General features: G+C 58.7%; 18 protein-coding genes. 10 read left to right on the top strand and 8 right to left on the bottom strand.

Going from position 1 to position 26,925, the window contains the following annotated elements; all coding sequences use genetic code 11:
* Window positions 1–515 precede the first annotated feature (515 nt).
* Window positions 516–2,666: a TonB-dependent receptor gene (locus tag VNZ60_RS19735; RefSeq protein ID WP_325662174.1), complete on the top strand. Its 2,151-nt coding sequence runs from the start codon at window positions 516–518 to the stop codon at window positions 2,664–2,666.
* Between the two features lie 66 nt (window positions 2,667–2,732).
* On the opposite strand, the gene VNZ60_RS19730 is transcribed toward VNZ60_RS19735, so the two are convergent.
* Window positions 2,733–3,764, bottom strand: a complete 1,032-nt coding sequence (locus VNZ60_RS19730; RefSeq protein ID WP_325662172.1) for a Glu/Leu/Phe/Val family dehydrogenase — start codon at window positions 3,762–3,764, stop codon at window positions 2,733–2,735.
* Window positions 3,765–4,052: 288 nt separating this feature from the next.
* On the opposite strand from VNZ60_RS19730, the gene VNZ60_RS19725 reads away from it, so the two are divergent.
* The gene (locus tag VNZ60_RS19725) at window positions 4,053–4,349 is read left to right on the top strand and encodes a HigA family addiction module antitoxin (RefSeq protein WP_325662169.1); all 297 of its coding nucleotides are present in this window, start codon (window positions 4,053–4,055) and stop codon (window positions 4,347–4,349) included.
* A 54-nt stretch (window positions 4,350–4,403) separates the two neighbouring features.
* On the opposite strand, the gene VNZ60_RS19720 is transcribed toward VNZ60_RS19725, so the two are convergent.
* From VNZ60_RS19720 to VNZ60_RS19710, 3 genes are all read right to left on the bottom strand, one after another.
* Complete coding sequence (locus VNZ60_RS19720; protein ID WP_325662168.1) at window positions 4,404–5,672, bottom strand: DEAD/DEAH box helicase; 1,269 nt, start codon at window positions 5,670–5,672, stop codon at window positions 4,404–4,406.
* Window positions 5,673–6,273: 601 nt separating this feature from the next.
* On the bottom strand, window positions 6,274–8,757 hold the full coding sequence (locus tag VNZ60_RS19715; protein WP_325662167.1) for a DEAD/DEAH box helicase: 2,484 nt from the start codon (window positions 8,755–8,757) through the stop codon (window positions 6,274–6,276).
* On the bottom strand, window positions 8,754–9,545 hold the full coding sequence (locus VNZ60_RS19710; protein ID WP_325662166.1) for a 2-keto-4-pentenoate hydratase: 792 nt from the start codon (window positions 9,543–9,545) through the stop codon (window positions 8,754–8,756). Before VNZ60_RS19710 ends, VNZ60_RS19715 begins: the two co-directional genes overlap by 4 nt.
* Window positions 9,546–9,953: 408 nt before the next feature.
* On the opposite strand from VNZ60_RS19710, the gene VNZ60_RS19705 reads away from it, so the two are divergent.
* Together VNZ60_RS19705 and VNZ60_RS19700 are read left to right on the top strand one after the other, a co-directional pair.
* Window positions 9,954–12,104, top strand: coding sequence for a S9 family peptidase (locus VNZ60_RS19705; RefSeq protein ID WP_325662165.1), 2,151 nt, complete (start codon window positions 9,954–9,956; stop codon window positions 12,102–12,104).
* A 43-nt stretch (window positions 12,105–12,147) separates the two neighbouring features.
* Complete coding sequence (locus tag VNZ60_RS19700) at window positions 12,148–14,337, top strand: prolyl oligopeptidase family serine peptidase (protein ID WP_325662164.1); 2,190 nt, start codon at window positions 12,148–12,150, stop codon at window positions 14,335–14,337.
* Window positions 14,338–14,587: 250 nt separating this feature from the next.
* Here the strand turns inward: VNZ60_RS19700 and VNZ60_RS19695 are convergent, their stop codons facing one another.
* The gene (locus VNZ60_RS19695; protein WP_325662163.1) at window positions 14,588–15,619 is read right to left on the bottom strand and encodes an alpha/beta fold hydrolase; all 1,032 of its coding nucleotides are present in this window, start codon (window positions 15,617–15,619) and stop codon (window positions 14,588–14,590) included.
* A gap of 192 nt (window positions 15,620–15,811) precedes the next feature.
* On the opposite strand from VNZ60_RS19695, the gene VNZ60_RS19690 reads away from it, so the two are divergent.
* The 4 genes from VNZ60_RS19690 (at window position 15,812) to VNZ60_RS19675 (ending at window position 19,089) form a co-directional block, all read left to right on the top strand.
* A complete protein-coding gene (locus VNZ60_RS19690) occupies window positions 15,812–16,222 on the top strand; it encodes a nuclear transport factor 2 family protein (protein WP_325662162.1) in 411 nt (136 codons plus the stop codon).
* Between the two features lie 75 nt (window positions 16,223–16,297).
* Window positions 16,298–17,170, top strand: a complete 873-nt coding sequence (locus tag VNZ60_RS19685; protein ID WP_325662150.1) for a helix-turn-helix domain-containing protein — start codon at window positions 16,298–16,300, stop codon at window positions 17,168–17,170.
* 296 nt (window positions 17,171–17,466) lie between these two features.
* On the top strand, window positions 17,467–18,012 hold the full coding sequence (locus VNZ60_RS19680) for a DUF3455 domain-containing protein (RefSeq protein ID WP_325662148.1): 546 nt from the start codon (window positions 17,467–17,469) through the stop codon (window positions 18,010–18,012).
* 192 nt (window positions 18,013–18,204) lie between these two features.
* Window positions 18,205–19,089 carry an amino acid ABC transporter substrate-binding protein gene (locus tag VNZ60_RS19675; protein ID WP_325662147.1) on the top strand — a complete coding sequence of 295 codons (885 nt, stop codon included), beginning with the start codon at window positions 18,205–18,207 and terminating at the stop codon, window positions 19,087–19,089.
* Between the two features lie 108 nt (window positions 19,090–19,197).
* Here the strand turns inward: VNZ60_RS19675 and VNZ60_RS19670 are convergent, their stop codons facing one another.
* From VNZ60_RS19670 to VNZ60_RS19660, 3 genes are all read right to left on the bottom strand, one after another.
* Window positions 19,198–20,355 (bottom strand): nucleoside hydrolase, encoded by a 1,158-nt coding sequence (locus tag VNZ60_RS19670; RefSeq protein WP_325662145.1) that lies wholly within the window; start codon window positions 20,353–20,355, stop codon window positions 19,198–19,200.
* A 52-nt stretch (window positions 20,356–20,407) separates the two neighbouring features.
* Complete coding sequence (locus VNZ60_RS19665; protein ID WP_325662283.1) at window positions 20,408–22,642, bottom strand: TonB-dependent receptor; 2,235 nt, start codon at window positions 22,640–22,642, stop codon at window positions 20,408–20,410.
* A 580-nt stretch (window positions 22,643–23,222) separates the two neighbouring features.
* The gene (locus tag VNZ60_RS19660) at window positions 23,223–23,981 is read right to left on the bottom strand and encodes a GntR family transcriptional regulator (protein WP_325662143.1); all 759 of its coding nucleotides are present in this window, start codon (window positions 23,979–23,981) and stop codon (window positions 23,223–23,225) included.
* A 318-nt stretch (window positions 23,982–24,299) separates the two neighbouring features.
* Between VNZ60_RS19660 and VNZ60_RS19655 the strand changes: the two genes are divergently transcribed.
* Together VNZ60_RS19655 and VNZ60_RS19650 are read left to right on the top strand one after the other, a co-directional pair.
* Window positions 24,300–25,841, top strand: coding sequence for an ABC transporter ATP-binding protein (locus VNZ60_RS19655; RefSeq protein ID WP_325662142.1), 1,542 nt, complete (start codon window positions 24,300–24,302; stop codon window positions 25,839–25,841).
* Window positions 25,834–26,922: an ABC transporter permease gene (locus tag VNZ60_RS19650; RefSeq protein WP_325662140.1), complete on the top strand. Its 1,089-nt coding sequence runs from the start codon at window positions 25,834–25,836 to the stop codon at window positions 26,920–26,922. Before VNZ60_RS19655 ends, VNZ60_RS19650 begins: the two co-directional genes overlap by 8 nt.
* Window positions 26,923–26,925: the final 3 nt, after the last annotated feature.

Below are 26,925 nucleotides of genomic sequence, written 5' to 3'. Positions count from 1 at the left end.
CAAACCAACGTGTCGTAGATAGAGAACCTCGTTGAGATAGGAGAACAGCGCTTTGCCACCGCACCGAATGTCACGAACGACTTCAGTTCTGAAAGAAAATTGGCAACCCGAAAGCTGTCACCGACGAAAGGCCGCAGTCGCTGCACTGCTGTCATTGGGGCGAAAAACCTGAACGGCTCTTGTGGGTCGAGACCTGCCCGTCAGGCGTTGGAAAACTAGCCGCTCGTTGAGAAATTTCCGTCTATGGCCGGTCTAACCACCTTAGCCGTGGTTCGATCCAATGCAGACGAAGAACGTATTTTGCATAGAAGTGGCTGGCGTTCCATGGAGAGTGCAACTGTAATTTCGGATAGCGCCGCTGTTGTAAAAACCTAACGCAAGCAAATCACAATTAGTATTTTTCTCAAAAAATGTGCCAGTTGGTAGATAATAACGATTCTCATTAACTACTGCATTTAGCCAGCCAGCGCCATCCCAAGCCAGCCAGTGAAGCAGATCCACCACTGACTATCCCCATGAAAACCTCAACGCGCTTGCGCGCCATTGCTTCCGCTTGCGCAGTCGTCGCCGGCGTCAAATCCCAACTTGTTTTCGCTCAGCAGCAACTGCCCGATGTCAACGTCACCGCCGAGCGCGCTCACGGCGATGGTTATGCGCCGGCCAATACCACCACCGGCCTGAAAATCGATGCGCCGCTGCGCGATGTGCCGCAGACCGTAAACGTGATCCCGCAAGAACTGATCCGCGACCAGGGTGCGCGCAGCTTGCAAGATGTGATGAAAAACATTCCCGGCGTCGGCCTGGCCACCGGCGACGGCCAGCGCGATGCTTTTGTGATCCGCGGGTTTACCGCGCTGTACGATATCTTCCTCGATGGCGTGCGCGACGACGCTCAGTATTATCGCGACCTGTATAACATCGACCGCATCGAAGTCATCAAGGGACCGGCTGCGGTGCTGTACGGCCGTGGTTCTTCGGGCGGTCTGGTTAACCGGATCACCAAGAAGCCGACGTTCACCCGGTCCGGAGAGATTGGCGTGACGATGGGCAGCCATTACCTGCGCCGTACCGATTTCAATATCAATCAGCCAGTTTCAGACACCGTGGCGATCCGTCTCGACGGCGCGCTGGAAGATTCCGGCAGTTATCGCGATCAGGGTTATCTGAAGAATCGCGACTTGTCGCCTAGCCTGTTGTGGAAGGACGGTAATCAAAGCCTGCTGCTGCAATTCGACTATCAGCATCAGGATCGCAGCATCGATTTCGGCGTGCCGGGTTATCGCGGTGCGCCGGCGAACGTCGCGCCATCCTTGTATTACGGCGCGCGCAACGCTGCCTCCAATGACTACACCGTGTCCGACATGCGCGCTTCGACCGCGCAATACAAGCTGCGCATAGATCAGGATACGGCGCTGACCAACACCTTGCGTTATTACCAGTACACGCTGGACCGCAATCACACCCGCATCATCGCGGTCAACGATTTGCTGGCGACGCCTACGGTCACGCTCGGGCGCGGCAATATCCAGCGCAACGAACACGGCTGGTTCAACCAGACCGAACTGACGCATGATGTGCATCTCGGCGATGTCACGCACAAAGTGCTGGTGGGCCTTGAGGTCGGCGAGCAAAACAAATACCAGCTGATCAACAACTCCACTGCCGCGCCGTATGTGTACACCACTTCGCTGTTTGCGCCGGTCTTGAAGAATCTGCCGTTCACGGTGCAGACCGCGCTGCAAACCAAAGGCGTGGCAACCCAGGACACCGCTGCCGTTTACGCTCAGAGCTTGTCCAGCTGGACTCCGAGCATCAAGACGCTGGTCGGCTTGCGCTTCGATCGCTTCGGCCAGAAATACGACGACCAGCTGCCTAGCAATCGCGATCTGCAACGCACCGACAACGCGGTCTCGCCGCGCATCGGCCTGGTGTGGCAACCGAATAACTGGCAAAGCTACTACGCCTCGTTCAGCAAATCGTTCCAGCCATCCAGCGAGAGTGCGCCGCTGGCGGTCAACAACGCTCAGCTGGCGCCGGAGAAAACCCGCAATCTGGAAATCGGCAGCAAGACGGATTTGTTTGACGGCCGCGCCTCTTTCACTGCCGCGATTTATCAATTGACGCGCACCGACATCAAAGTCACCGATCCGACCAATACCAGCAACCTGATCCCGGTCGGCGAACAGCAATCGAAAGGTGTGGAATTGAGCTTTAGCGGCGAAGTCACGCCGGGCTGGCAAATCATCGCCGGCTATTCCTATATGGATGCGAAAGTCACCAAGGCGGTCGGCAGCGTGACTTCGCCATTGGCGTCGGCGGCTGCGCCGACGGCGTTGCAGGGCAAGACTCTGGCTCAGGCGCCGCGCCACACCGCCAGCTTGTGGACTTTGAAAGCGCTGGATCAATGGTTGCCAGGCGTGCAGGTGGGAGGCGGCCTGACTTATCGCGGGTCCAATTACGCCAGCATCGATAACGCCGTAAAAATCCCGGGGTTTGTAACTACCGATCTGGCGACGTATTACCAGCCGTCGCAGAAGGGCTGGCGCCTGGCGCTGAATCTGAAAAACCTGTTCGACAAGCGCTATTACATTTCGTCGAATAACGATATCGGCATTTTGCCGGGCGCGCCGCGTAGTGTTGAATTGAGTGCGCGTTACGCGTTTTGATGATGCAAAAAAACAGGGCGGAAGCGTATAACGCTTTCCGCCCTGCAGGCGTGAAGCACTACGCCATTATTTCTTGAAGCGTGCTTCCGCCAGCTTGTCTGCCACCACGCTAGTAGGCAAACCTTCAGCGTCGGCGCGTTTGAATATCTCCGCCAGGGTGACGCCGATTTCGCGAACATGGGCTTCGACATCGGCTTCCGGCTTGTCGTAGTACTCGTAGCAAACCTTGATGATGCCGCCGGCGTTGATCACGAAATCCGGTACGTACAACACTTCCTTGCGCCGCAACAGTTCGCCCACTTCAGCGGTGGCCAGCTGGTTATTGGCGGCGCCGGCGACGATCTTGGCTTTCAGGCGCGCCAGGGTGGCCGGGTTGAGCGTGGCGCCCAGTGCGCATGGCGCGTAGATGTCGGCTTGCACATCATAGATGGCGTCAGGCGCCACCACTTCAGCGCCCAATTCCGTGCGTGCGTGTTCCAGTGCGGCCTGGTCGATATCGGTAACGATCAGCTTGGCGCCGGCGGCATGCAGGCGGCGTGCATAGTCGTAACCGACATTGCCCAAGCCTTGCACCGCAACCGTCAAACCTTCCAGCGAATCGCGCCCCAGATAATGTTTGACCGCAGCTTGCGCGCCAACAAAACAGCCCAATGCAGTGAACGGCGACGGATCGCCGCTGGCGCCGAGGCCGGCGACGTATTTGGTTTTGGTGGCGATATGCGCCATATCGGCCGGGCTGGTGCCGACGTCTTCCGCCGTGATGTAACGGCCGCCCAGGCGTTCCAAGGCTTCGCCCATGGCTTCGAACAGGGCCGGTGTCTTGGCGGTTTTAGGATTGCCGATGATAACGCTCTTGCCGCCGCCGATGGGCAGGCCGGCAACCGCATTCTTGTAGGTCATGCCGCGCGACAAACGCAGCACATCGTTGACGGCGACGGCTTCGCTGGCGTAATCCCACATGCGGCAACCGCCCATGGCCGGGCCGAGATTGGTGTTGTGGACAGCGATGATGCCTCTAAGGCCGGATTTTTCTTCGGAAACGAAGACTACTTGTTCGTGGTTATCGAAATTCGATTCATTAAAAATGAAGGTACTCATGCTTTTGGCTCCGTGCGGATAGCATTCACTCGTCCGGGTAGGGCGGCTTATGGTTTTCCGTTGTTCTCTAGGGTTAAGGTCGGTGCTACGGGTGTTTGTGGCAGGTTGGCGCCGGCAAACGGGTAAGGCCGTGATTGTGTCACGCAGGCGAGAGTGTAATTTATCGCTATGTGAAACTCAATTGAGTTGAATACTTTGTTCCGATATACCTTAGAGAAAATTGCTTTAATTGAAACTAAAGATCATTTAAGCTACTAGTCAAAGCCAATATTCTGGATAAGGTTCGCCATGACTAGAAAAATTACCCTTGCAACACCCGGTGAAATTCTCAATCAAGAGTTTCTCTTGCCGATGAATATCGGTCAGTGTGCCTTGGCAAAAGCCGTGTATGTGCCGTCATGGCGTATCAACGAAATCATCGAGCATGGCCGGGCCATCACGCCAGACATGGCGTTGCGTCTTGGTCAATATTTCGGCATGTCAGCAGATTTCTGGTCCAGCCTGCAATCGCGCTACGATCTGGAAACGCGCCGCGCACAAATGGTCGAGGAGCTGGCAGTCATCAGGCAATTACAGGCGGATTAGGCGGGTTGATATGGCCCGGATGTCGAGCTGGCGGCGCATTTTTTGCGGGATCGCTTAGTCTGGCAAATCACGCGCTGCCGCTTCACGCAACTTGTCTTTCTTACTCTTGCGCTTGCCTTTGATACCGCCATTGGATACGTCGGTGGCTGATCCAGCACTCGGGGCGTTAGCTGCAGCCTCGGTTACGACAGGTTCAAAACCGGCAATCTGCTCGCGCTCGCATTTCAGGTGATGACGTTTTTCTATGAGGCGGAAATGGGCTTCGGTATCGGCGCTGATGAAGCTGATGGCGATGCCGCTTTTGCCGGCGCGGCCGGTGCGGCCGATGCGGTGCGTGTAATCCACCGCTGAGCGCGGTAAGTCGTAGTTCAAGACTACCGGCAATTGTGCAATGTCTATTCCGCGGGCGGCAACGTCGGTGGCGACCAGCACTTGCAGTTTGCTGGCCTTGAATGCTGCCAATACCTCATCGCGCGCGCCTTGGCTGAATTCACCATGAAAGGCGGCAGCCTTGACGCCTGCCCGCTGCAGTTTTTCTGCAATATGCTCCGCCGCATATTTGGTGGCGACAAAAACCAGCACCCGGCCCCAATCGTTTTCTTTCAGCAGATGGCGCAGCAATTGCGTGCGGCGGCCGGCGTCGACTTGTATCGCGCGTTGCTGGATGGACGGTTGGTTTTGCTCCAGCGACGGGATGGCGATCCGGGTCGGTTGCTGCAGCATCCTGGTGGCGAGCGCATGCACTGCGGGTGGAAACGTCGCCGAGAAAAACAGGTTCTGGCGTTGTTTGGGCAACAGCGCCAGGATGCGCCCGATCTCATCCGTAAATCCCATGTCCAGCAAGCGGTCGGCTTCGTCCAGCACCAGTGCTGCTACGGCGCCGATGCTGAGGGCGTTGTGTTCGATCAGATCGAGTAAGCGACCTGGTGTTGCCACTACGATATCGGCGCCGCCGCGCAGATCCATCATTTGCGGATTGATTGATACGCCGCCGAACAGGGCTGCGATTTTTAGCGTTTGCGGATTGGCCTGGGCTAGGGCTTGGATGGCTGCGGCGGTCTGCTGCGCCAGTTCGCGGGTGGGGACCAGGATCAGGGTGTGTAGCCGGCGCGGCTTCTGGCTGGGGCTGTCTTGCAATAGTTGCAGCAGCGGCAAGGCGAATGCCGCAGTCTTGCCGGAACCGGTTTGCGCTGCCGCCAGGACATCGCCGCCGCGCAGGATTGCCGGGATGGCTGCGATCTGGATCGGGGTTGGCGTGGTGTAACCGCGTTCGCTGATGGCGTGGAGGATGGCGGGGGACAGACCCAGTGAGGAAAATGACATGACGGCGGGCCTTGACAACTTGTGAGGGAAGCCGGGTTCTGGCTTGTAGGGCTGTCATCTTACCACTGGCGCCGGATGGGCGATCCGAGGAAAGTAGTTAAATGGGGTCGGAGTTTTTTTTCGCGGCTTTTTGCGAAAATTACTCCGACCCCTTTTAACGGGCCACGGAGCAGATATCGTTGCATCCGATGAACGGTCGTCGTTACTTAAAACGTTTGCTACTCCGTGGATGCACGCCGGGGGTAGCCCGGCAGCTACGTACTTTCTTTTGCTTCGCCAAAAGAAAGTACGCAAAGAAAAGGCGACCGCAAAGCCGTTGCCTTCCCTTCGGTCAGGTCCCCAAATGTAGCGGGTGCCAGTCGGGTGTGAGGACCAACTCGCTACGCTCAGACATGTCCTCCCACAATTCCCGACTGACACCCGCTACATTTGGCAACGTCCCAATGCGGGGTACGTCAAACGCAACGTCAAAAACAACCCCGCGCAGCTAACTGGGGTCAGAGTGAACTTTCTGCGCGCCTTTTGCAGAAACTTCACTCTGACCCCACTTAGCGGGCCACGGAGTAAATATCGTTGCATCCGCTTAGCCAAGCGTTTGCAATCAAACCAAAGGCGCCAGCAGCAACTGCAAATCCTCACTGCTGAACTTGGTCGCCAGCGCCGCATCGCTGCCCAGCACGCCTTCCGCCAGCGCCGCCTTTCGCGCCTGCAGTTCGATGATGCGTTCTTCGATACTGCCTTCGACTACTATCTTGTAGACAAACACGGTTTGCTGCTGGCCGATGCGGTGGGCGCGGGCGGTGGCTTGTTCTTGTACCGCGGGGTTCCACCAGGGGTCGATGTGGATCACGGTGTCGGCTGCGGTCAGGTTGAGGCCGACGCCGCCGGCTTTGAGGCTGACCAGCAGCAGCGGCACGGTTTTGCTTTGGAATTGCGCTACCAGCTCGCCGCGTTTTGCCGGCGGTGTCTTGCCGGTCAGGGCCAGCCAGGGTAGTTGCAAGATGTCGAGTTCGCTGGCGATCAGGTCCAGCATTTCGGTGAATTGGGAAAACACCAGGATGCGCCGGCCTTCGTCTACCAGGGCCGGTAGCATGTCGCGCAGCAGTTCCAGTTTGGCGCGTTCCATGTTGTCTGGGTGCGCCATGCCTTTCAGCAGGAAGGGGTCGCAGCAGACTTGCCGCAGTTTTAGCAAGGCGTCCAGAATCGTGATTTGGCCGCCGGCGAAGCCTTTGCGTTTGAGGACACCGCGCACCTGTTCGTCGGCGGCCAGACGCACACTTTCGTAGAGATCGCGTTGCTGCCCTTGCAGTTGCACGCGCTTGATGGCTTCGCTGCGCGGCGGCAGTTCGCTCGCCACCTCGTCCTTGCGGCGTCTCAGGATGAACGGCCTGACCCGTTGCGCCAGCAGCTGTGCGCGCAAAGTTTCACCGCCGATTTCGATCGGCTGGCGCCACAAACGCGCGAAGCTGCGTATATCGCCGAGGAAACCTGGCATCAGGAAATCGAACTGGGTCCACAGTTCACCCAGATGATTTTCCAGCGGCGTGCCGGTGATGCACAAGCGATGCCGCGCGCGCAAGCGCCGCACCGCGCCGGCGCTGCGGGCGGTGGCGTTCTTGACGGTTTGCGCTTCATCCAGGATCAGCATGTGGAAAGGCTGGGCCTCCAGTGCGGAACGGTCGCGCCACAGCAGCGGGTAGGTGGTGAGTATCAGGTCGTACTCCGCCATGCGCGGAAAATCGCGTTGCCGTTCAGGCCCTTGCAGGGCCAGTACGCGCAGGTTGGGCGCCATGCGTCTGGCTTCGGCTTGCCAGTTGAATATCAGCGAGGTCGGCAGCACCGCCAGCGCCGGCAGGTCGAGACGGCCGGCCTGTTTTTCGATCAGCAGATGCGCCAGCGCTTGCGCGGTTTTGCCCAAGCCCATGTCGTCCGCCAGGATGCCGGCCAGGTGATGTTCGCGCAGATACTGCAGCCACGCTACCCCGTGCAATTGATAGGGGCGCAAGGTGACGCCGAGGCCGGCCGGCGCAGCAACGGCTTGCGGCGCGCCGGCGCCTTGCAGCCGTTGCGCCAGCGCGCGCAGGCCGCTGTCGCCCTGCAATTGCCAGCCGCCGTGGACGCCGGCGCGTTCGCGCTGGGTATCCAGCAAGCTCTGGCGCATGGCTTCGAAACGATAGGCGTCCCAGGAGGACAGCGTTAGCGGCCCTTCTTTGCGCAGCGGATCGGTCAGCAATTCCAGCATGCTGCCGACTATCGCCTTGAGCGGCGCCGCCAGCGCTTCAATCCGCTTACCGCCTGGCGCTCGCAACATGATCAAGGCGTGATCGTCGATCAAGGCGATCTGTCTGGCGTCCAGCCAGCGCGCGTCGCGTTGCAGCAGGTGTGCCAGCAGCGGCACCAGGTCCAGCATTTCGCCATCGATTTCGATACCCAGGGTCAGCAGCCACGAGCCTTCGCCAACCGGCAGGCCGAGGGCCGTCACCGTCTGCTCGCGGCCACGCATGCGCGCCGCCACTTGTTTGCCCAGCACTTCGCCGGTGGCGGCGCTGACGATCAGATGCCAGGCATCTACCGCCACACTCTCGTGCGCAAAACCGGGGCGGACTACGATGGCCCAGCCCTTGGCCTGTAAAGCGGGCAACTGCTCGGCCCAGAAATCGCCGAAGAAATCTTCTTGCACCAAGGTCCAGAGCGAGGCCAGGGTCTGCTCTGCCGCTTGCGCCGCGCTATCCGTGCGCCACTGCAGGGTATCGCCGGGCAGCGGATGCAGGCCCAGTTCCCATACCAGATCGAGGGCGTCGGCTTCGGCGCCGAGGTCGCGCAGCAACAGCCGCCGGCCTTGGCTGTCTTCAACCGTTTGCGATGAAGCCGGGCGCCGGTTCAACAGCGTGGTTGGCGCGGCGGTTTCCCACTGCAAGCCGTCATCGGTGACATAGGTCCAGGTGATTTGCGCCACCGTGACGTTGGGGCCACGCGGCCCGAACGGGCCGGAAGGCCGCATTCCCAGCAGGCCGTCGCCGCGGCCCAGGGTTTGCAGTGTCAGGCGCGGGCGGAAATGGCCGACCGAATTTGCAGCAGAATTCATCTCGCTGAAAAGCGAACGCTCAGTTCGCCCAGGTCGCCATATTGGATAGCGATATCTTGCGCCACAGGCAGCTCGAAACTGCCGGCATAGGAACCGGTGATGATGGCTTGCCCGGCTTGCAGTCCCTGGCCTCTGCTGCGCAGGAATTCCGACAGCCAATACAACGGGGCGCGCGGATTGCCGGCGGGATGGCGGCCTTGCAGCTGGGTGGTTTCCTTGGTTTCGGTGCTGACACGGATCGCCAGTTCGGTGGCTGTGGCGATATTAAGCGCACGCTCCGCATCCACTTGAGGGCCGAGGTACAGTCCCTGGTTGAGTAGCCCATCCGCCAGGTTTTCAATAAATCCCGCTTGCTCCGGATCGCTGTAGCGGCTGTCGATCAGTTCGAGCGCAAGATGGGTGCTGCCGATGGCGGCGTCGATTTCCGCCACTGAGTAGGGTAACGCGCGCGGCGGTAAATCCCGCGCAAGGACAAAAGCCAGTTCTGGCTCGACTCGGACCTGGCCCTCATGTGCCCATGCGACACATGGCTTGCTGCGACAGACGGTGTTGGCGTAAATTGGCGCCAACACCGGCTGTCCATCGGCCGGCAAGCCGCACTTCCAGGCGCTTATCTTATCGCCAAGTTGCTCGCTTACCAGCGCCTGTATCGCCAGCGCCGCCTCGGCATCCAGCGGCCGCAAATGCAACGGCAGGCGAGCGCCCTGGATACCGGCTTTGCGGCGTGTGGCCAGGATGGTAGCAGCGTCAGACGCGGTGCCGGACAAAGCTTGTTGGATTGGAGACATGACAGCCTTTGAATCAGAGATGGGTTGGCGAGGCAGCAGAGGATATCGATGAAATGAGTTCTATTGAGAGTTTCATGAAACATGACAATGCGCTTAACAAACGCAGCTAACTGGGGTCAGAGTGAACTTTCTGCGGGCCTTTTGCAGAAACTTCACTCTGACCCCACTTAGCGGGCCACGGAGTACCTGCCTCATTGTTAAAAAAGAACAAAACCGCCGAATGCGCTCTATCTCTCTCCGAACCCGTCATGTGGGGTCAGAGTCAAGTTTCGCGATGAAGCGCTGCGAAAGTTGACTCTGACCCCAGATGACTCTTGCCGCGGCGATGTCATGATGTGCGATCCTGCATAAAGCGTTTGCCCGATATTTTAGCTGCGAACAACAATTCAAAAGAAGGATCTGTACTATATGTCTTTTCTTCAACAACTCGCCGCTCGCTTCGGCGCATTTTTCCTGGCCCTGATGACATCCACTACCGCCCTTGCCGCCTCCGCTCCAACGCCGCCGATCGCCGCCAAACAGCCCTGGCAGGAAACCCGCCACGGCGAAGTCGTCACTGACGACTATCACTGGCTGCGTGAAAAAACCAACCCCAAGGTGATCGCTTACCTGAAGGCGGAAAATTCCTATACCCAGGCCATGACCAAGGAGCTGGCGCCGCTGTCGAAAAAACTCTACGGCGAAATCAAGGGCCGCATGAAAGAAACCGATCTGTCGGTGCCGACCCGGCGTGGCAATTTCTACTATTACAGCCGCACCGAAGCCGGCCAGCAGTACCCGATCATCTGCCGCCGCCGCGCCAATGAAGCAGCAGATTTTGCCTACGACGCCAGCGCCAGCGAAGAAATCCTGCTGGATGAAAACCAGCTGGCAAAGGGCAAGGAATTCTTTGAAGTCGACAGTTTCGAGGTCAGCCCTGACGACCGTTACCTGGCCTACTCCACCGACACCGTCGGTTACCGTCAATACCAGTTGCACATCAAGGATCTCAGTAACGGCAAATTGCTGGCCGATACGGTCGAGCGCGTGACCAGCCTGGCATGGGCCGCGGATAGCCAGACCTTATTCCTGGTACAGGAAGACGCCACCACCAAGCGTTCCGATCTATTGTCGCGCCTCAAGCTGGGCAGCAAGCCGGTCGAGGTGTATCGCGAAGCGGTAGAGCAATTCAATCTCGACGTCGACCACAGCAGCGATCGCAAATTCATTGAGCTCGGCGCCCACAGCACCGACACTAGCGAAGTCAGCCTGCTGCCGGCCGATCAGCCGGAAGGCAGTTTCCATTCGGTGTTGGGACGTGAAACCGGCCATCGCTACAGCGTCGATCATCGCGACGGCGAACTGTTCATCCTGACCAACCAGAACGCCAAGAATTTCCGCTTGGTGACGGCGCCGCTGGCAACCCCAGACTCGGCCCACTGGCAAGAATTGATCGGCCACGACCCCAAGGTCTTGCTGGAAGCCTTCGAACTGTTCCGCGATTTCCTGGTCGTCAGCGAAAAGGCCGACGCCCAGGAGCGTACGCGCATCTACAATTTCGCCGACCGTAGCTGGCGCACGCTGCAGTTCGACGAAGCTGTGTACAGCTCGCATGCGGGCGGCACACCGGAATTCACCTCGCACCGTTACCGCCTGATGTACGAGTCGCCGGTGACGCCGCCGACGGTGTTCGATATCGACATGGCGAGCGGCCAGCGCGAGCTGTTGAAACAACAGGAAGTGCCCGGCTACGATCCGACTCTGTATGAAACCAAACGCCTCTGGGCAAGCGCACGCGACGGCGTCCAGGTACCGCTCTGGACGGTTGCCAAAAAGGGCCTCAAGCTGGACGGCTCGGCGCCATTGCTGTTGTACGCCTACGGCTCGTATGGCATACCGGCCGACGCGGGGTTCTCCAACAGCCGCATCAGCCTGCTCGATCGTGGCGTGGTGTATGCCGAAGCGCACATCCGCGGCGGCAACGACATGGGCGAGCACTGGCATGACGACGGCATGCTGATGCACAAGAAAAACACCTTCTACGATTTCATCGACAGCGCCGAATATCTGATCCAGCAAGGCTGGACCAGCCCGCAACATCTGATCATCGAAGGCGGCAGCGCCGGCGGCCTGTTGATGGGCGCGGTCGTCAATCTGCGCCCGGACCTGTTCCACGCCGTGCACGCCGCGGTGCCTTTCGTCGACGTAATAAGCACCATGCTCGACGCCAGCCTGCCGTTGACCGCCGGCGAATACCTGGAATGGGGCGATCCCAACCAGAAGCCGGCCTACGATTACATGCGCAGCTACTCGCCCTACGACAATATCGAGCGCAAGGCTTATCCGGCGATGCTGGTCACCACTGGCTTGAACGATAGCCAGGTCATGTATTGGGAGCCGGCCAAATACGTCGCCAAACTGCGCGCCATGAAAACCGACCACCATCCGCTGCTGCTCAAAGTGAATATGGGCGCCGGCCACGGCGGCGCTTCCGGCCGCTATGACGCCATCAAGGAAAGAGCATTTGAAATGGCGTGGATGTTGTCGCAATGGGGCATAGGCGCATCTAAAAAACGCTAATCGTTTTTTTATTTTCTTATCAATTTACATAGGGCAGCTATTCATGAATCGATTGTTCCCGAGTTCTTATCTTGCCATTCCCTGTCTGATGCTGGCCACCGCATCGATGATTGCGCCGTTCGCCGCGCACGCGGTTACGCTTGCCCCGGTGGAGGAAGTCACCGAAGTCTTGCATGGCGTGACAGTGCAAGATCCCTATCGCTATTTCGAAAATGTGAAAGATCCCAAGGTGCAAGCCTGGCTAAAAGAACAGGGCGCCGACGCCCGCGCGCAACTGGACCGGATAGAACTGCGCGGCAAGCTGGAGCAGCGCATCGCCGAAATCTCCGCCGCCACCGGCGATGACATCCGCTCGGTGACACGCATGCCGGGCAACCAGGTGTACTACCTCAAGCGCGCCAAGGATGAAAAACAATTCAAGCTGGTGATGCGTGACGGCCTGCAAGCTCCCGAGCGGGTGCTGGTCGATCCGGAGCTGGACGCCAAGCGCACCGGCGTGCCGCACGCCATCAATTATTTCGTGCCGGCCTGGGACGGCAAGCACGTGGCCTATGGCGTATCGGCCGGCGGCTCGGAAGATGCTTCGCTGTATATCCTCGATGTGCAAAGCGGCAAAACCGTCGGCGAGCCGATTCCGCGTGTGCACGAAGCCCTGCTGGGCTGGCTGCCTGACAGCAAGTCGCTTACCTTCAACCAGCTCAAGGTTCTCAAGCCGGGTGATGCCGAGTCCGAGACCTATCTCGATAGCAAAGTCATGTGGCTCAAGCTTGGCGCTGCTGCCGCTGAGGCCAAGCCGGTGTTCGGCCCGACCGTCACCACCGGCCTCGGCCTGGCGCGGCTGGATGTCGGCGCCATCATCTTCAATCCCGGCAGCCGCTGGATGATTGCACGGACTACAGACACCACCTTGCCTGAGGGTTTCCTGTTTGTCGCCGAGGTCGCGGATCTGGACAAACCGACGGTGGCGTGGAAAAAGATCTCCAGCTTTGACGACAAGATCACCGAGGTTGAACTGAAAGGCAATGACTTGTATCTGCTGACGCACGCCGGCGCGCCGCGCAACCGTGTCCTGAAACTCGATCTGCGCCATCCTGACCTGAAGCTGGCGCGTGAGGTTGCCACAGCGCCGAAGGATGCCGTGCTGGAGAAATTCTCCTTGACCCATAATGCGCTGATCGGCGAAGTCCGGGAAGGCACGTCGATTGTGCTGCGGCGCTATGCGGCGGGAGACACTCAAGGAAAAAACATCAGCCTGCCGTTCAAGGGCGCCGCCAGCGTGCACCACGATCCGGCCCATGTTTATAGCGATGTGTTGTACACCCTGAGCGGCTGGACCCAGTTGCCGCGCACCTTGCTTCTCAAAGGTAATGTATCGGCCGACGCCGGCCTGCGCGTCAACCCGACTATGCCCAATCTGCCAGAGGTGGAAGTGGCCGACGTCAAGTTGCCGAGCTACGACGGCGCGCTAGTGCCGATGACCTTGCTCTACAAGAAAGGCCTCAAGCGCGACGGCAGCAATCCGACCTTGCTCAACGCTTACGCCGCCTACGGCCATTCGCAAACCGCAGGCTTCTCGCCGGCCGCCATGGCCTGGATCGAGCAGGGTGGGGTGCTGGCCTACGCGAATGTGCGCGGCAGCGGCGTCTACGGCGACGATTGGTATCGGGCCGGTTTCAAAGCCACCAAATCGAATACCTGGAAAGACGGCGTGGCTTGCGCCGAATATCTGATCGCTGAAGGCTACGCCACACCCAAGACCCTGGGGATAATGGGCACCAGCGCCGGCGGCATTTTTGTCGGCCGTACGGTGACTACCGCGCCGCAGTTGTTTGCCGCCGCCATTTTCAATGTCGGCATCATGGATGCGGTGCGGGCGGAAGATAGCGCCAACGGCATTACCAACATCTCCGAGTACGGCAGCGCCAAGAACCCGGCCGAATTTCCGGCACTGCTGGAAATGAGCACCTACCACAACATCAAGGACAACACGGCTTATCCGGCGGTGATGCTGGTGCACGGCATGAACGATCCGCGGGTCGACGTCTGGCACAGCGCGAAGACGGCGGCGCGCCTGCAGGCAGCGACCAATAGCGGCAAGCCGATCCTGTTGCGGCTCGACATGCAAGCCGGCCACGGCATAGGCAGCACCGCCACCCAGCGTTATGCGTTGTCTGCCGATATCTATAGTTTCCTGCTGTGGCAAATGGGGAAGGTGAAGCAAGCCGATAATTGAATGCGAAACTCTTGCCCGGTTTGCGCTAAACAGACGCAGCTAACTGGGGTCAGAGTGAACTTTCTGCGTGCTTTTTGCAGAAACTTCACTCTGACCCCACTTAGCGGGCCACGGAGTACCTGCCTCATCATTAAAAAGAACAAGACCACGTAGTGCGCCCTGTCTTTCTCCGAATCCGTCATGTGGGGTCAGAGTCAAGTTTCGCGATGAAGCACTGCGAAAGTTGACTCTGACCCCAGATGACTCTTTCTCAATAATGCTTGGCCAGCCACTCCAGCAAGGCTTTATGAAACTCAGCCGGCTGTTCCATCTGCGGCGCATGGCCCAGCCCGCTAAACTCGATCAGGGTGGCTTGCGGAATTAGTCTGGCTACCTGTTTGCCCAGCAGCTTGTACTGGCCGATTTTCGCCCTTACCGCCGCTGACGCCGCATCGCTGCCGATGGCGGTGGTGTCTGCATCGCCGATCAGCAGCAGCGCCGGCATGCTGAGATCCTTGAATTCATAGACCACCGGCTGAGTGAAAATCATGTCGTAGATCAGTGCCGAATTCCACGCCACCAGCGCATGGCCCGGCCCCTGGTTAAGCCCCGCCAGCATAGTCACCCAGCGTTCATATTCCGGCTTCCAGCGGCCGACGTAATAAGTAGTCTGTTCATATTTCCGCAGGCTGTCGGCACTCAGCTTCAATTCCCGTTGATACCACTGATCGACCGTGCGATAAGGCACGCCCAGCGCTTTCCAGTCTTCCAGGCCGATCGGATTGACCATCACCAATTGCGTCACCTGCTGCGGATACAGCAGGGCGTAACGAGTGGCTAGCATGCCGCCGGTGGAATGGCCGACGATGATAGCCTGGCGGATGCCTAGCTGTTCCAGCAAAGCGTGGGTGTTGCTGGCGAGTTGCTGGAACGAATATTGATAATGCTCAGGTTTGCTCGATGTGCAAAAACCGATCTGGTCCGGCGCAACCACTCGGTAGCCGGCGCTGCTCAAGGCCGCGATCGTTTGTTCCCAGGTCGCGCCGCAGAAATTCTTGCCATGCATCAGAACCACGGTGCGGCCGTTGCCGGTGCCGGCGCCGCTGGCGGCAACATCCATATAACCCATCTGCAACTGCCGCCCTTGCGATTCGAAGGCGTAATGTTTCAGTTCATAGGGATAGGCGAAGCCCTGCAATTCAGGGCCGTAAGCCGGTGCGGCAGGAGCGGTTTGCGCCGTGGCGGCGGAAAATGCGGTGCTCAGCAGCAAAGCGAAGATCCAGGAAGACAATGAATTGGACATGCGGACGTTTTCCTCTGGGGGTGAGGCGGCCATCTTACTCCCGGATTTCGCTAGCTGCTGCGCCGCTCTATCTGTGATCCATTTGATTACCTGAGACGTAATCGACCGTGCTCTGGGTAGCGTGGAGAATGCAACTGTCGACAACGACAAAACAAACTCTCCGAACCCATCTATCCTTGAAGGAGCACGATCATGACCAGCACCACTAGCGCAAAAAATACTGAACAAGATGTTGCCAATGAGGCCGCCGCCATCGCCAGCCGCTATATCGCAGCCTGGGACGAAGCAGATGCAGTACGCCGCCGCGCGCTGATAGCGGCGGTCTTCACCCCGCAAGCCACCTATGTCGATCCGATGATGCGTAACGCCGGCCATGACGGGCTGGACGCCATGATAGGCGCGGTGCAACAGCAATTCGCGGGGCTGCGTTTCAGATTGCATGGCAAGCCAGACGGCCATAACGACGTGGTCCGTTTTTCCTGGGCGCTGGCGGCCGATGGCGCCGAGCCGGTGGCTTACGGCACCGACATCGTGGTGGTGGCGGAAGACGGACGCATCAGCAGCGTCACCGGCTTCCTGGATGCGATGAATTTGCCAGCTTGAAGCTGTCTGGATTGAACTGCCGACAGCTCCTGCGATACCGGGATACACTGCCCGGTAATTCTTCGGAGACAACTTATGGGTGCACCGCAACTCGTGGCAAAACAGGCCGTAGCGAAACCACAGGCAGAGCAGGCTGCGCGGAATCGCTACTTCAACGACTTCGCCGCAGCATTGCGCTATTGGCGCGGCAAACGCGGCTATAGTCAGTTGCGGCTGTCGACCGAAAGCCATATCTCGCAGCGCCACATCAGTTTCCTGGAAAGCGGGCGTTCGCAACCGAGCCGGGAACTGATCCTTAAATTAGGCACGACGCTCGATATTCCGCTGCGCCAGCGCAATGTGATGTTGTTGGCGGCGGGTTTCGCGCCCGCCTATCAGGAGCGAAAATTGTCTGATCCGGAATTGGCGTCGGTCAAGCAGGCGCTGGATTTCATGCTGGCCCAGCAAGTGCCTTATCCGGCGCTGGTGGTGGATCGCTTATGGAACCTGGTGATGAGCAACGGCCCGGCCGCCATGCTGATCAGGTGGCTGCTGGATATGCCGGAAAACCAGCCGATTCCGCGTGAAGGCGTCAACGTCTTGAAGCTGATGCTGGATCCGCAAGCCATCCGCAAATACCTGGTCAACTGGCAAGACGTCAGCGCCGATCTGTTGCACTGGATACAGCGCGAAGCCATGAGCGACGGCCCGGGTAGCGAGGCGACCAATCTGCTTGAGCAATTGCTGGCGCTGCCCGGCGTCAAGGCCGCCACCCAAACGCCGAATCTCGACACGCGCGTCTTACCGTTCCTGGCGATGACGATCAAGAAGGATGAGGTCGAATTGAATCTGTTCACCTCGATCGCCACCATGGGCACGCCGCACGATGTCACCGTGCACGAGTTGCGGATTGAGTCATTCTTCCCCGCCGACGCCGCTACCGCAGCATGGTTCAAGAGCCGCGCCTGAGCCAGGTTTTCCAGTGCGCCTGACAAACGCAGCTAACTGGGGTCAGAGTGAACTTTCTGCGCGCTTTTTGCAGAAACTTCACTCTGACCCCACTTAGCGGGCCACGGAGTACTGGCTCATCGTTAAAAAGAACAAAACCACGTAGTGTGTTCTGTCTTTCTCCGAATCCGTCATGTGGGGTCGGAGTCAAGTTTCGCGATGAAACACTGCGAAAGTTGACTCCGACCCCAGATGACTCTTGCGTAGCGTTTTACAATAGGCCCGCGACATACACCAAACTTTCTGGAGGAAGCAAAATGGCAAGGAAAATGCTAGGCCTGGCAGTCGCAACATGGTGCGCACCCTTGCTGGTTGCATGCGCCGGCGCGCCAGGCGCGACGCCGATCATGGTTCCCGACAATCTCAATGTGGCGCCGCCCCAGACCCTGTCGCTGGAAGTGCAGGCCAGCGGCGTGCAAATTTATCAATGCGCCGTTGCAAAAACCGACGCCTCTCAATTCGAATGGCGCTTCGTGGCGCCGCAGGCCGATCTGTTCGACCGCGACGGCAAAAAGATCGGCCATCACTACGCCGGCCCGACCTGGGAATCGACCGACGGCAGCAAGGTGGTTGGCGCGCTGCAGGCGCAGAACCCCGGCCCTGACGCCAGCGCCATTCCGTGGTTGCTGCTCAGCGCAAAATCAACTTCCGGGGCGGGTGTCTTCGGCCTGACGCAAAGCATCCAGCGCTTGCAGACCGTAGGCGGCAAAGCGCCGGCGGATGGCTGCGATCAAGCGCAACTTGGCAAAGAAGCACGCATACCTTATCAAGCGATATACCGGTTTTACTCCGCCCGGTCATAAGCTGTCCTGCGCGGCGTTTGCGCTGGGATCAGTTGCCGGAAAGGCTACGATAAATTGATCCAGGCAATTTGTAACATGCACCGCAAGCGTCAAAAGTACTGATATATTGTCGCGGGGAAATTTGCTCCTTAACTTATTTTCCGGCCGCCCGGCATTGCCGGCGGCCGGCAGCGACTCATTGGAGCTTTTGTTATGCGTGATGTGATCAAGCACGGTTTGACTTTGTTTTGTATTTTGGCGCCGCTGGCTGCAAATGCGGGCGACACCCTCGGCAAGATTCGCGATAGCCAGACCATGACGTTTGCCTATCGGGAAACCGCGCCCTTTTCTTACACTAATGAGAATAAGCAGATCGTCGGTTATTCAATCGACATGTGTCAAAAGATCGCAGAGGCGGTAAAACGCGAGCTGAAGTTGCCGAATCTGAAAGTGCAGTATCTGGCGGTCGATTCGGCTACCCGCTTTTCCAGCATTATCGAAGGCAAAGCCGACATGGAATGCGGCTCGACCACCAATAACGCCGAACGCCGCACGCGCGTCGCCTTCACCGTCCCGCATTTCTTTTCCAGCGTGCGCATGATCGTCAAGACCGGCAGCGGCATCAAGAACTGGGCCGACCTGCGCGGCAAAACCATCGCGACTACCAAGAGCACCACCACTATCGATCTGGTCAACGAACGCAGCAACGTGCGCTCGCTGAATATCAAGGTGCTGGAAGCCAAGGACGACGCCGAAGCGTTTGCCTTCGTCGAGCAGGGCAAGGCCGACGCTTATGCGATGGACGACGTGCTGCTGTATAGCTTGCGCTCGACCGCAAAGAATCCTGCGGCGTATGCGGTCCTGGGCGATCCGTTGTCGATCGAACCGTATTCGCTGATGTTGCGCAAGGATGATCCAGCCTTCAAGAAACTGGTGGATCGCGAGATGGTGCGCCTGGTCAACGACGGTGAATTGCAAAAGACCTATAGCTACTGGTTCACCCAGCCGAACGGTCCCAAGGGCAGCAATCTGAATATGCCGATGGGATATCTGTTGCGCGATTCTTTGCAATATCCATCGGACAAGACCGCGCAGTAAGAACAGCTGCTGAAGTTGTCAACCTGATGCCGAACGGAGCTGCCGTCAGCATCAGAGCCTGGCCCGCAACTAGAACGCATCTCACGGATATTGATGAAATGAGTTCTATTACTTTGACACCGGCGCCGGCGGCGTCGGCTGGTTCATCAGTTTGATCATCAGCTTTTCGAAAGCCGGCACGTTCACTTCGCGCACCACCGTCGTCACGCTGCCGATCAGGCCTGGCGGTGCGTACGCGGCCGGCCAGGACAAGGTATTGCCGTAGCCGGCGCCGAAGTCGGTATCGATGCTGACATACAGCTGATCGGCTTTGCTGATCAGCGTCGGGTCCAGCCAGACCGCCGTAGCCAGCTCATCCCACAGCGGGAATCCGGTTTCGGTAACCTTCTTCACCATTTGCGTCAAAGGCGTGCCGGCCTTGGTCATGTCGTTCAATAGCCGGGCGCTGAGTTCGGTCGCAGTCGACGGATCGGCCGGCACCATGACGATCCGTTTCCACGGTGCGCGCAAGGCGATCTTCGCGGCTTCCGGATCCCAGCGGAAGTTGAATTCCAGGCGCGGCGTGTTGATATATTCGCGCGCAAACTGTTGCGCCGATTTGGACGGCAACACTTGATGCGGATTCAGGCTGCCGCCCATGTAGACGATTTCCTTGGCGGTCTCGGCAAAACTCGGGTCGAGGCTGATCGCCAGCGCCACATTCGTCATCGGCCCGGTAGCCAGGATGGTCACCTGGCCCGGGAACTCGTGTACTTTCCTGATCATGAAATTGGCGGCGATTTCAGTCGATGGCTTGGTATGCGGCATGCCTTCCGGCAGTTGCGGCACCACATTGTAGGCGTGGTAATTCGGCTGGCTTTGGATGGTGCCGTCCGGCCATTTCTCATCCATCCAGGCGCCCTTGTAGACCAGCTTGCCGTACAAGGCCTCCCAGCGCCGTGTCGCTTCCTGCGTATTCAGCAAGGGAAAGGTGGAGCCGGGCACCACCGGAATATCGCTGCGTCCGATCACTTCCAGTGTGCGCAGGGCGTGCGCGATATTTTCGTCGCGCCAGGTCGAGCCGCTGACGATCGTGATCCCCAGCACTTCCACATCCGGCGACTGGATCGCCATCAGCTGCGCCGCGCGCGGGCCGCAGATGTCGTCGTCGATAATCACTTTGCGTTTGCCTTCAGCCTGCGCCTGCGACGGCAATGTCGCAGAGACTGCAACTCCCAGCATGAATACCGTCGATAACAAGCGGCGCCGGATTGAATTCGATTTCATTTGACACTTTCAGATGGAAAACCCAGGCAGCTTGCGCTGCCTGATTGCGGATTTAGAAGTTCGAGCGGAACTGCACTCCGAACATGCGCGGTTCGTTGATGAACGCCGTCCGGTTATTGAAATCGATGCCGCCCACCGCAACGATCTTGTTGGTGATATTGCGGGCGAACGCTGCGATTTCATATTTGTCGCCGTCCCACTTGTAGCCGGCGCGCAAGCCGCCTTCCAGCAAAGGTTTGCCGGTGAACTCGGTCGAGTTGTACAGGAAGAAGTTGATCTTGCTGCGATAGGCCCAGTCGGTATAGAAGTAGAGTTCGTCGTTGTTGCCCATCGGGATGCCGTAGCGCGCAGTGACGTTGGCGATCCACTTCGGTGCTTGCGGCAGCGAGTTGCCATCGATCGAATACAAGCCTGGCCGTACTTGCGTGTTGAGCACGGTGCAAGTGGCGCAACCGGCCACCAGCAGGTTCGGATCGCGAATCTGCGTGTAGTTGTAGCTGCCGCCTAATGTAACGCGCAGACGCTCGGTCAGGTTGGCTTCCAGATCCAGCTCGGCGCCACGGCCGACTGTTTTCGCCGCATTCACCAGCATGATCGAGTTGGAGTTGCCGCCAACCGCTGTCAACTGCTGATTCTTGACGTCGAAACTGTAGACGCTGAAGTTGGCGCGCGCCCGGCGGTTGAACAGATCTGCCTTGATCCCGGCTTCATAGGACGTAATGGTTTCCGCGTTGGCGACAGTGATCGGCACCGAGGACGACGGCGCCGCAATACTCGGCGCACGGAAGCCGGTTGCGACTCGCGCATAGGTATTGATGTCATTGGTCAAGGCATAGTTGGCGCTGGCGTCCCAGCTGACGTTCGATTTGCTTTCGCTGATCGAGCTTGGCCCGGTAAATGACACATTGTTAGCGATCTCGTTGGCGAAATCTTTCTTGTCTTGCGTATACCGCAAGCCGCCGCGCAATTTGAAGCGGTCGTTGACGTCATAGGTCAGCGAGCCGAATGCAGCGTAAGCCGTGTTCTTCTGACGATTTTGCAGATAGCTGGTTTGCAGTTGCGTGGTGCTGTCGAAGTTGGAACTGTTGCCGGCGACGTCTTCGTAGAAATAATACAAGCCGGTCTGCCAGTTGAGCGGCCCTTCATTCTTCGACTCGACCCGGAACTCCTGCGAGAACTGCTTGTGATCGGCGACGCCGCCGCCGGTCTGCACCTGGAATGGAATGAAGCCGGGGCCGGTCGGCGTGCCGCCGTCGATATCGCCGCGGCTGAAATAACTGGAGATGGTTTCATAACCGGTGATCGAATACAGTTTTACCTGATCCAGGTTCCAGCTCAGGCGGGCACTGCCGCCGGCGGTGTGCAAGGACTGGTTGTTCAAACCGTTGAAGGTGACCTGGGAGGGACTGAAACCGGCGACGAAGCCGTCGCTGCCTTTCTCCAGGATATTGGCGCGGAACAAGCGTGCGCTGCCCTCGGTGGCGCGCGAGTGCAGATTGAACAAGGCGTTGAAAGTACCGTCCGGCTTGTACAGGAATTGCAGGCGGCCGGCGCGTTCGTTGTAGCCTTCCAGGTTGGCAGTGCCGCCACCGTTATTCTTGACCCAGTCGTCGCGATGCTCGATCAGCGTCGAAAAGCGCATCGCCCATTGATCGCTCAAGGGCACGTTGACCGCTGCCTCGACATTGGCGGTATTGTGGGTGCCGTCAGAGATGCTGTAGTAGCCGCCGACCTTGTCCAGGCTGGGTTTGGCCGAATCGAATTTCACCACGCCGGCCGGCGTATTGCGGCCGAACAGCGTGCCTTGCGGGCCGCGCAACACCTCGACGCCGGCCAGGTCGAACATCGGGAAGCCCTTGAGGGCGGCGTTTTCCTGCACTACATCGTCGAATATCAGCGATACCGGCTGCGAGGCGAAGGCGGAAAAATCCGTATTGCCGTAGCCGCGGATATAGAAGCGGGGGAAGGTGCGGCCGTTCGACGATTCGATATTCAGGCTCGGCACCTTGGCCGCCAGTACGCGGATATCCTGGCCGCCGGAGTTCAGCACATCCAGCGTTTCACCTTTTAGCAGGGTCACTGAAATCGGCACGTCCTTGATTTTTTCCACGCGCCGTTGCGCTGTTACGGTCATGGTTTCCAGCTGCAGGCCGCCGCCCTGCGCGGTTTCCGCCGCAGCCGCTGCTGGCGCGCTCTGCGCCATGGCAGCTCCGAACGGCAATGCAGCTCCCAGTGTCAGCACTTGTGCACAACGCATGTGGGCGCGCGCCCTCGCTTTTTTTCCCATTTTCCATCCCTCTGTTGTCGACATTGATAATCTGCATTTGCTCGTGAATTTGCTCGCGGACTTGCTTGCTTTTTTTGGGGCAGCATTGCGCAAGTGACGATCAGGTCATCGAAAAACACTCTCGACGATTGACCAGAACGGATTCATGCAACGCAAAGACCGTGCCAGAATTTTTCCCGGCAGGAAGAAATGGAGAAACGGTATTACGATTTGTATTGAAAATATATTGTATACATACGAAAAATAGCTTTTGATGACGAGCCATGCTGCATGGACTGCAAATCCGAATGGTTGCGGTGGGGTCGATTTGAAGCGGGGATAACGCCATTTATTGGTGAATTTCGGCAAGCCACGCGCCAAATGAGGGACGTCTGCTTCAGGAAGGAACCGGATTAGTGCGCAGCCCATGTCTCAAAATAACGACATTTTTCAGGAATTTGTATACACTTTAAACCAGCTCGGGCAATGTCCGTTGTGGGGCGAAACATGGTGACGCAGGATGGCAGGATGGTGCTGGCAGTGAGAGGATTCAGGGCGGGATTTAAGGCGAGATTCAGGGTGGGATTTTAAGCGGATCTTACTATGCGATATCGAGGATTTCAGCCAGGTCCACTTCGTGCAGGTCGTCGCTCAGGCGCAAGGCGCGCTCGATATCGAGCAGATGCTGATCCATCAGCTTGACGGCTAGTGCAGTGTTGCCGGCGGCGATCGCGTCTATCAGTTGTTCGTGTTCGTCGCTCTGGCAGGCGGTCCGGCCCGGGGCCTGATACAGCGCGATGATCAATGAGCAACGCGACACCAGTTCGCGCAGGAAGCGGGTCAGCACCGGGTTGCCGGCGCTGTCGGATAACAGGATATGGAATTCGCCGCCCAGGCGTATCCATTTGGCGTGATCGCCGCTATGAAAGGACGCATGTTCTTCTTTCACGATCTGACGCAAGCGAGTCAGTTGCGCGCGGCTGGCGTTGGCGATCGCCAGCGGCACGATCGCGGCTTCGATGGCGCGTCGTGCGGCGAAAATCTCACGCGTTTCTTGCGGCGTCGGCTGGGCGATGATGGCGCCGCGGTTGGGGCGCAATTCGAGAATATGGTCATGCGCCAGGCGCTGGATCGCTTTGCGCACGATGGTGCGGCTGACAGCAAACAGCTCGCACAGGCTGGCCTCGGTCAGCTTGGTGCCCGGCGGCAGGCGCTGGCTCATCACCGCCTTCAGCACCGAATCGTAAATCTTTTGATCGACGATGCCGCTGCCGCGTTTGGACGCCGGCCTGGCTGCTGGCTTGGCCACGGCCGTAACAGCGGCGGTAACGGCAGCCGTGTCTCCAGACTTTTTTTTCATGGATCCCATTTCTATTTTGGATAACAAGCCTGCGCTCATGCTACCGCAAATTCCTGCCGGCAGTCAGGTGCAAAAGGCACAGCACAAACCGCGCCAGATGGCTTCAGGTTTGCGCTATTTGTCTCTGGCATGCAGTTTGCTTTTGTTGGGACTTTATGTCGACAAACATTACGTTGCAAGTCGGCGACGAACATAGAAATTGATGTAGCATGTTGCTTGCTTTGGTATGCGCTGATACGTGATACGCGCACGCAGCACGGTAGACAACAACGCTGGAATCATTTTGCAACAGTCTTTCATTGGCATAGGCAAAAGAAAGTGACTTCAACCATACCGCGTCTGGAAATCGCCCATATCCGCAAAGCCTATCCTGGCGTGCTGGCCAACGACGATATCAATCTGCGGGTTGCACCCGGTGAGATCCATGCTGTCCTCGGCGAGAACGGCGCCGGCAAATCGACCCTGATGAAAATCATTTTCGGCACCGTGAAACCGGACGCCGGCGAAATTTTCTGGAACGGCGAGCAGGTCCACATCGCCAATCCGCATGTGGCGCGCAAGCTTGGTATTGCCATGGTGTTCCAGCATTTCTCCTTATTCGATACGCTCACCGTCGCAGAAAACATCGCGCTCGGCCTGGCCTCGGATGTCAGCATGCCGGAGCTGGTGACGCAAATCCGCCAGACCGGCGAAAAATACGGACTGGAGCTGGAACCGCATCGCCATGTGCATACTTTGTCGGTGGGTGAACGGCAGCGCGTCGAGATCGTGCGCGCCTTGCTGACCAACCCGCAATTGCTGATCCTCGACGAACCGACTTCGGTGCTGACACCGCAGGCGGTGGATAAGCTGTTCGTCACCCTGCGCAAACTGGCCGCCGAAGGTTGCAGCATTCTGTACATCAGCCACAAGCTCGATGAAATCCGCGCCTTGTGCCACAGCGCCACCGTCATGCGCAACGGCAAGGTCACCGGCAATTGCGATCCGCGCAACGAAACCAGCGCCGGCCTGTCGCGGATGATGATCGGCGACGAGCTGGTGCGCCTGCAGCGCGAACGCAATCCCGACTCGCAACGCAGCGAGCGCAAGTTGCACATCAACCGCTTGAATTTGTTGAAAGCGCACTTGTTCGCCACCGAATTGCACAATATCGAATGTGAAGTGCGAGCCGGAGAGATTGTCGGCATCGCTGGTGTTTCCGGCAACGGCCAGCAGGAATTGCTGGCGGCGCTGTCAGGCGAAGATCAGCGCGCTGCGCCGAATATGCTGATGCTGGCGGGCCGCGCCGCCGGCCACCTTGCGCCTAATCCGCGCCGCGCACTCGGCCTCGGGCTGGTGCCTGAGGAAAGACTGGGACGCGGCGCGGTGCCGGCCATGACCTTGGCGGCCAACATGCTGCTGTCGCATCAGAAACCTCCTTTTGTGAAACGCGGCATGATCGATTTTGCCTACGCCCGCAGCGCCGCCGCCGCCATCATCGAGCGCTTCAAGGTCAAGGCCAGCGGCCCCGATGCTTTGGCGAAAAGCCTGTCCGGCGGCAATCTGCAGAAATTCATCGTCGGCCGCGAACTGGAGCGCAAGCCAAGCGTGTTCATTGTGGCGCAGCCGACCTGGGGCGTGGACGTGGGCGCGGCTGCGCAAATCCATGCTGAAATCCTGGCGTTAAAAAAGGAAGGTTGTGCGGTGCTGATTATTTCCGAAGAACTCGATGAATTGTTTGCCTTGTGCGATCGCTTGCATGTGATTGCCAAGGGCCGCTTGTCGCCCTCGATTGCGATTGAACAAGCCACACGTGAACAGGTCGGCTTGTGGATGAGCGGCTTATGGCAGCAAGACGGGCAGGAGGCTACGCATGCGTGATCTCTGGCCATGGAAACTGGAACTGCGCGGCACGCCGTCGCGAGCAATGACGTATCTGTCGCCAGTGCTGGCCATCGTCATGACCATGTTGCTGGGCGCATTGCTGTTCATCGCGCTGGGCAAGGATCCGCTGGCCGGCCTCAAGGTATTTTTGATCGACCCGTTCAACGGCAAGCGCGCCATCAGCGAGCTGCTGTTGAAATCGGTGCCCTTGATACTTTGCGCATTGGGCCTGGCGGTGTGCTTTCGCGCCAATGTCTGGAATATCGGCGCTGAAGGTCAGTTCACGGTCGGCGCCTTGTTTGCCGGCGCTACGCTGGTGCTGATCGATGTGCCGGGCCATGCGACCCCCGGCAGCCTCGGCTTAGTGCTGATGATCATCGCCGGCATCCTCGGCGGCGCCTTCTGGGCCAGCATCACGGCGCTGCTGCGCGATCGCTTCAACGCCAACGAAATCCTGGTGTCGCTGATGCTGACCTATGTCGCACAATTGCTGTTGATGTATGCAGTAAACGGACCGTTGAAAGATCCGAACGGCATGAACTTCCCGCAATCGAAAGTGTTCTCCAGCGAATTCATGCTGCCGATGCTGATGAGCGGCACGCGCTTGCACATCGGCTTTGCCGTCACCTTGGTGCTGGCAGCGGTGATGACCGTGTTCATGACGCGCAGCTTGCGCGGCTTTTCTTTGTTCGTCGGCGGCACCGCACCGCACGCGGCGCGTTATGCCGGCTTTTCCAGCCGCAGCGCCTTGTGGGTGTCGCTGCTGATTTCCGGCAGCTTCGCCGGTCTGGCGGGCGCCTTTGAAATCGCCGGTCCGATCGGCCAGTTGCTGCCGTCGGTCTCGCCCGGCTACGGCTTTGCCGCCATCATCGTCGCCTTCATCGGCCGCTTGCATCCGGTCGGCGCGGTGCTGGGCGGACTGGTGATGTCGCTGCTCTACCTGGGCGGCGAGCTGGCGCAATCGCGGCTCGGTTTGCCATCGGCGATTACCGGCGTGTTCCAGGGCATGCTGCTGTTTTTACTGCTGGCGAGCGATACCCTGATCGACTATCGCCTGCGCCGCAAGGCCAAGGTTTAAGGA

The sequence above is a fragment of the Collimonas sp. genome (assembly GCF_035566375.1).
Lineage (GTDB): Bacteria > Pseudomonadota > Gammaproteobacteria > Burkholderiales > Burkholderiaceae_D > Collimonas.
This window is presented reverse-complemented; position numbering and strand designations above follow the sequence as displayed.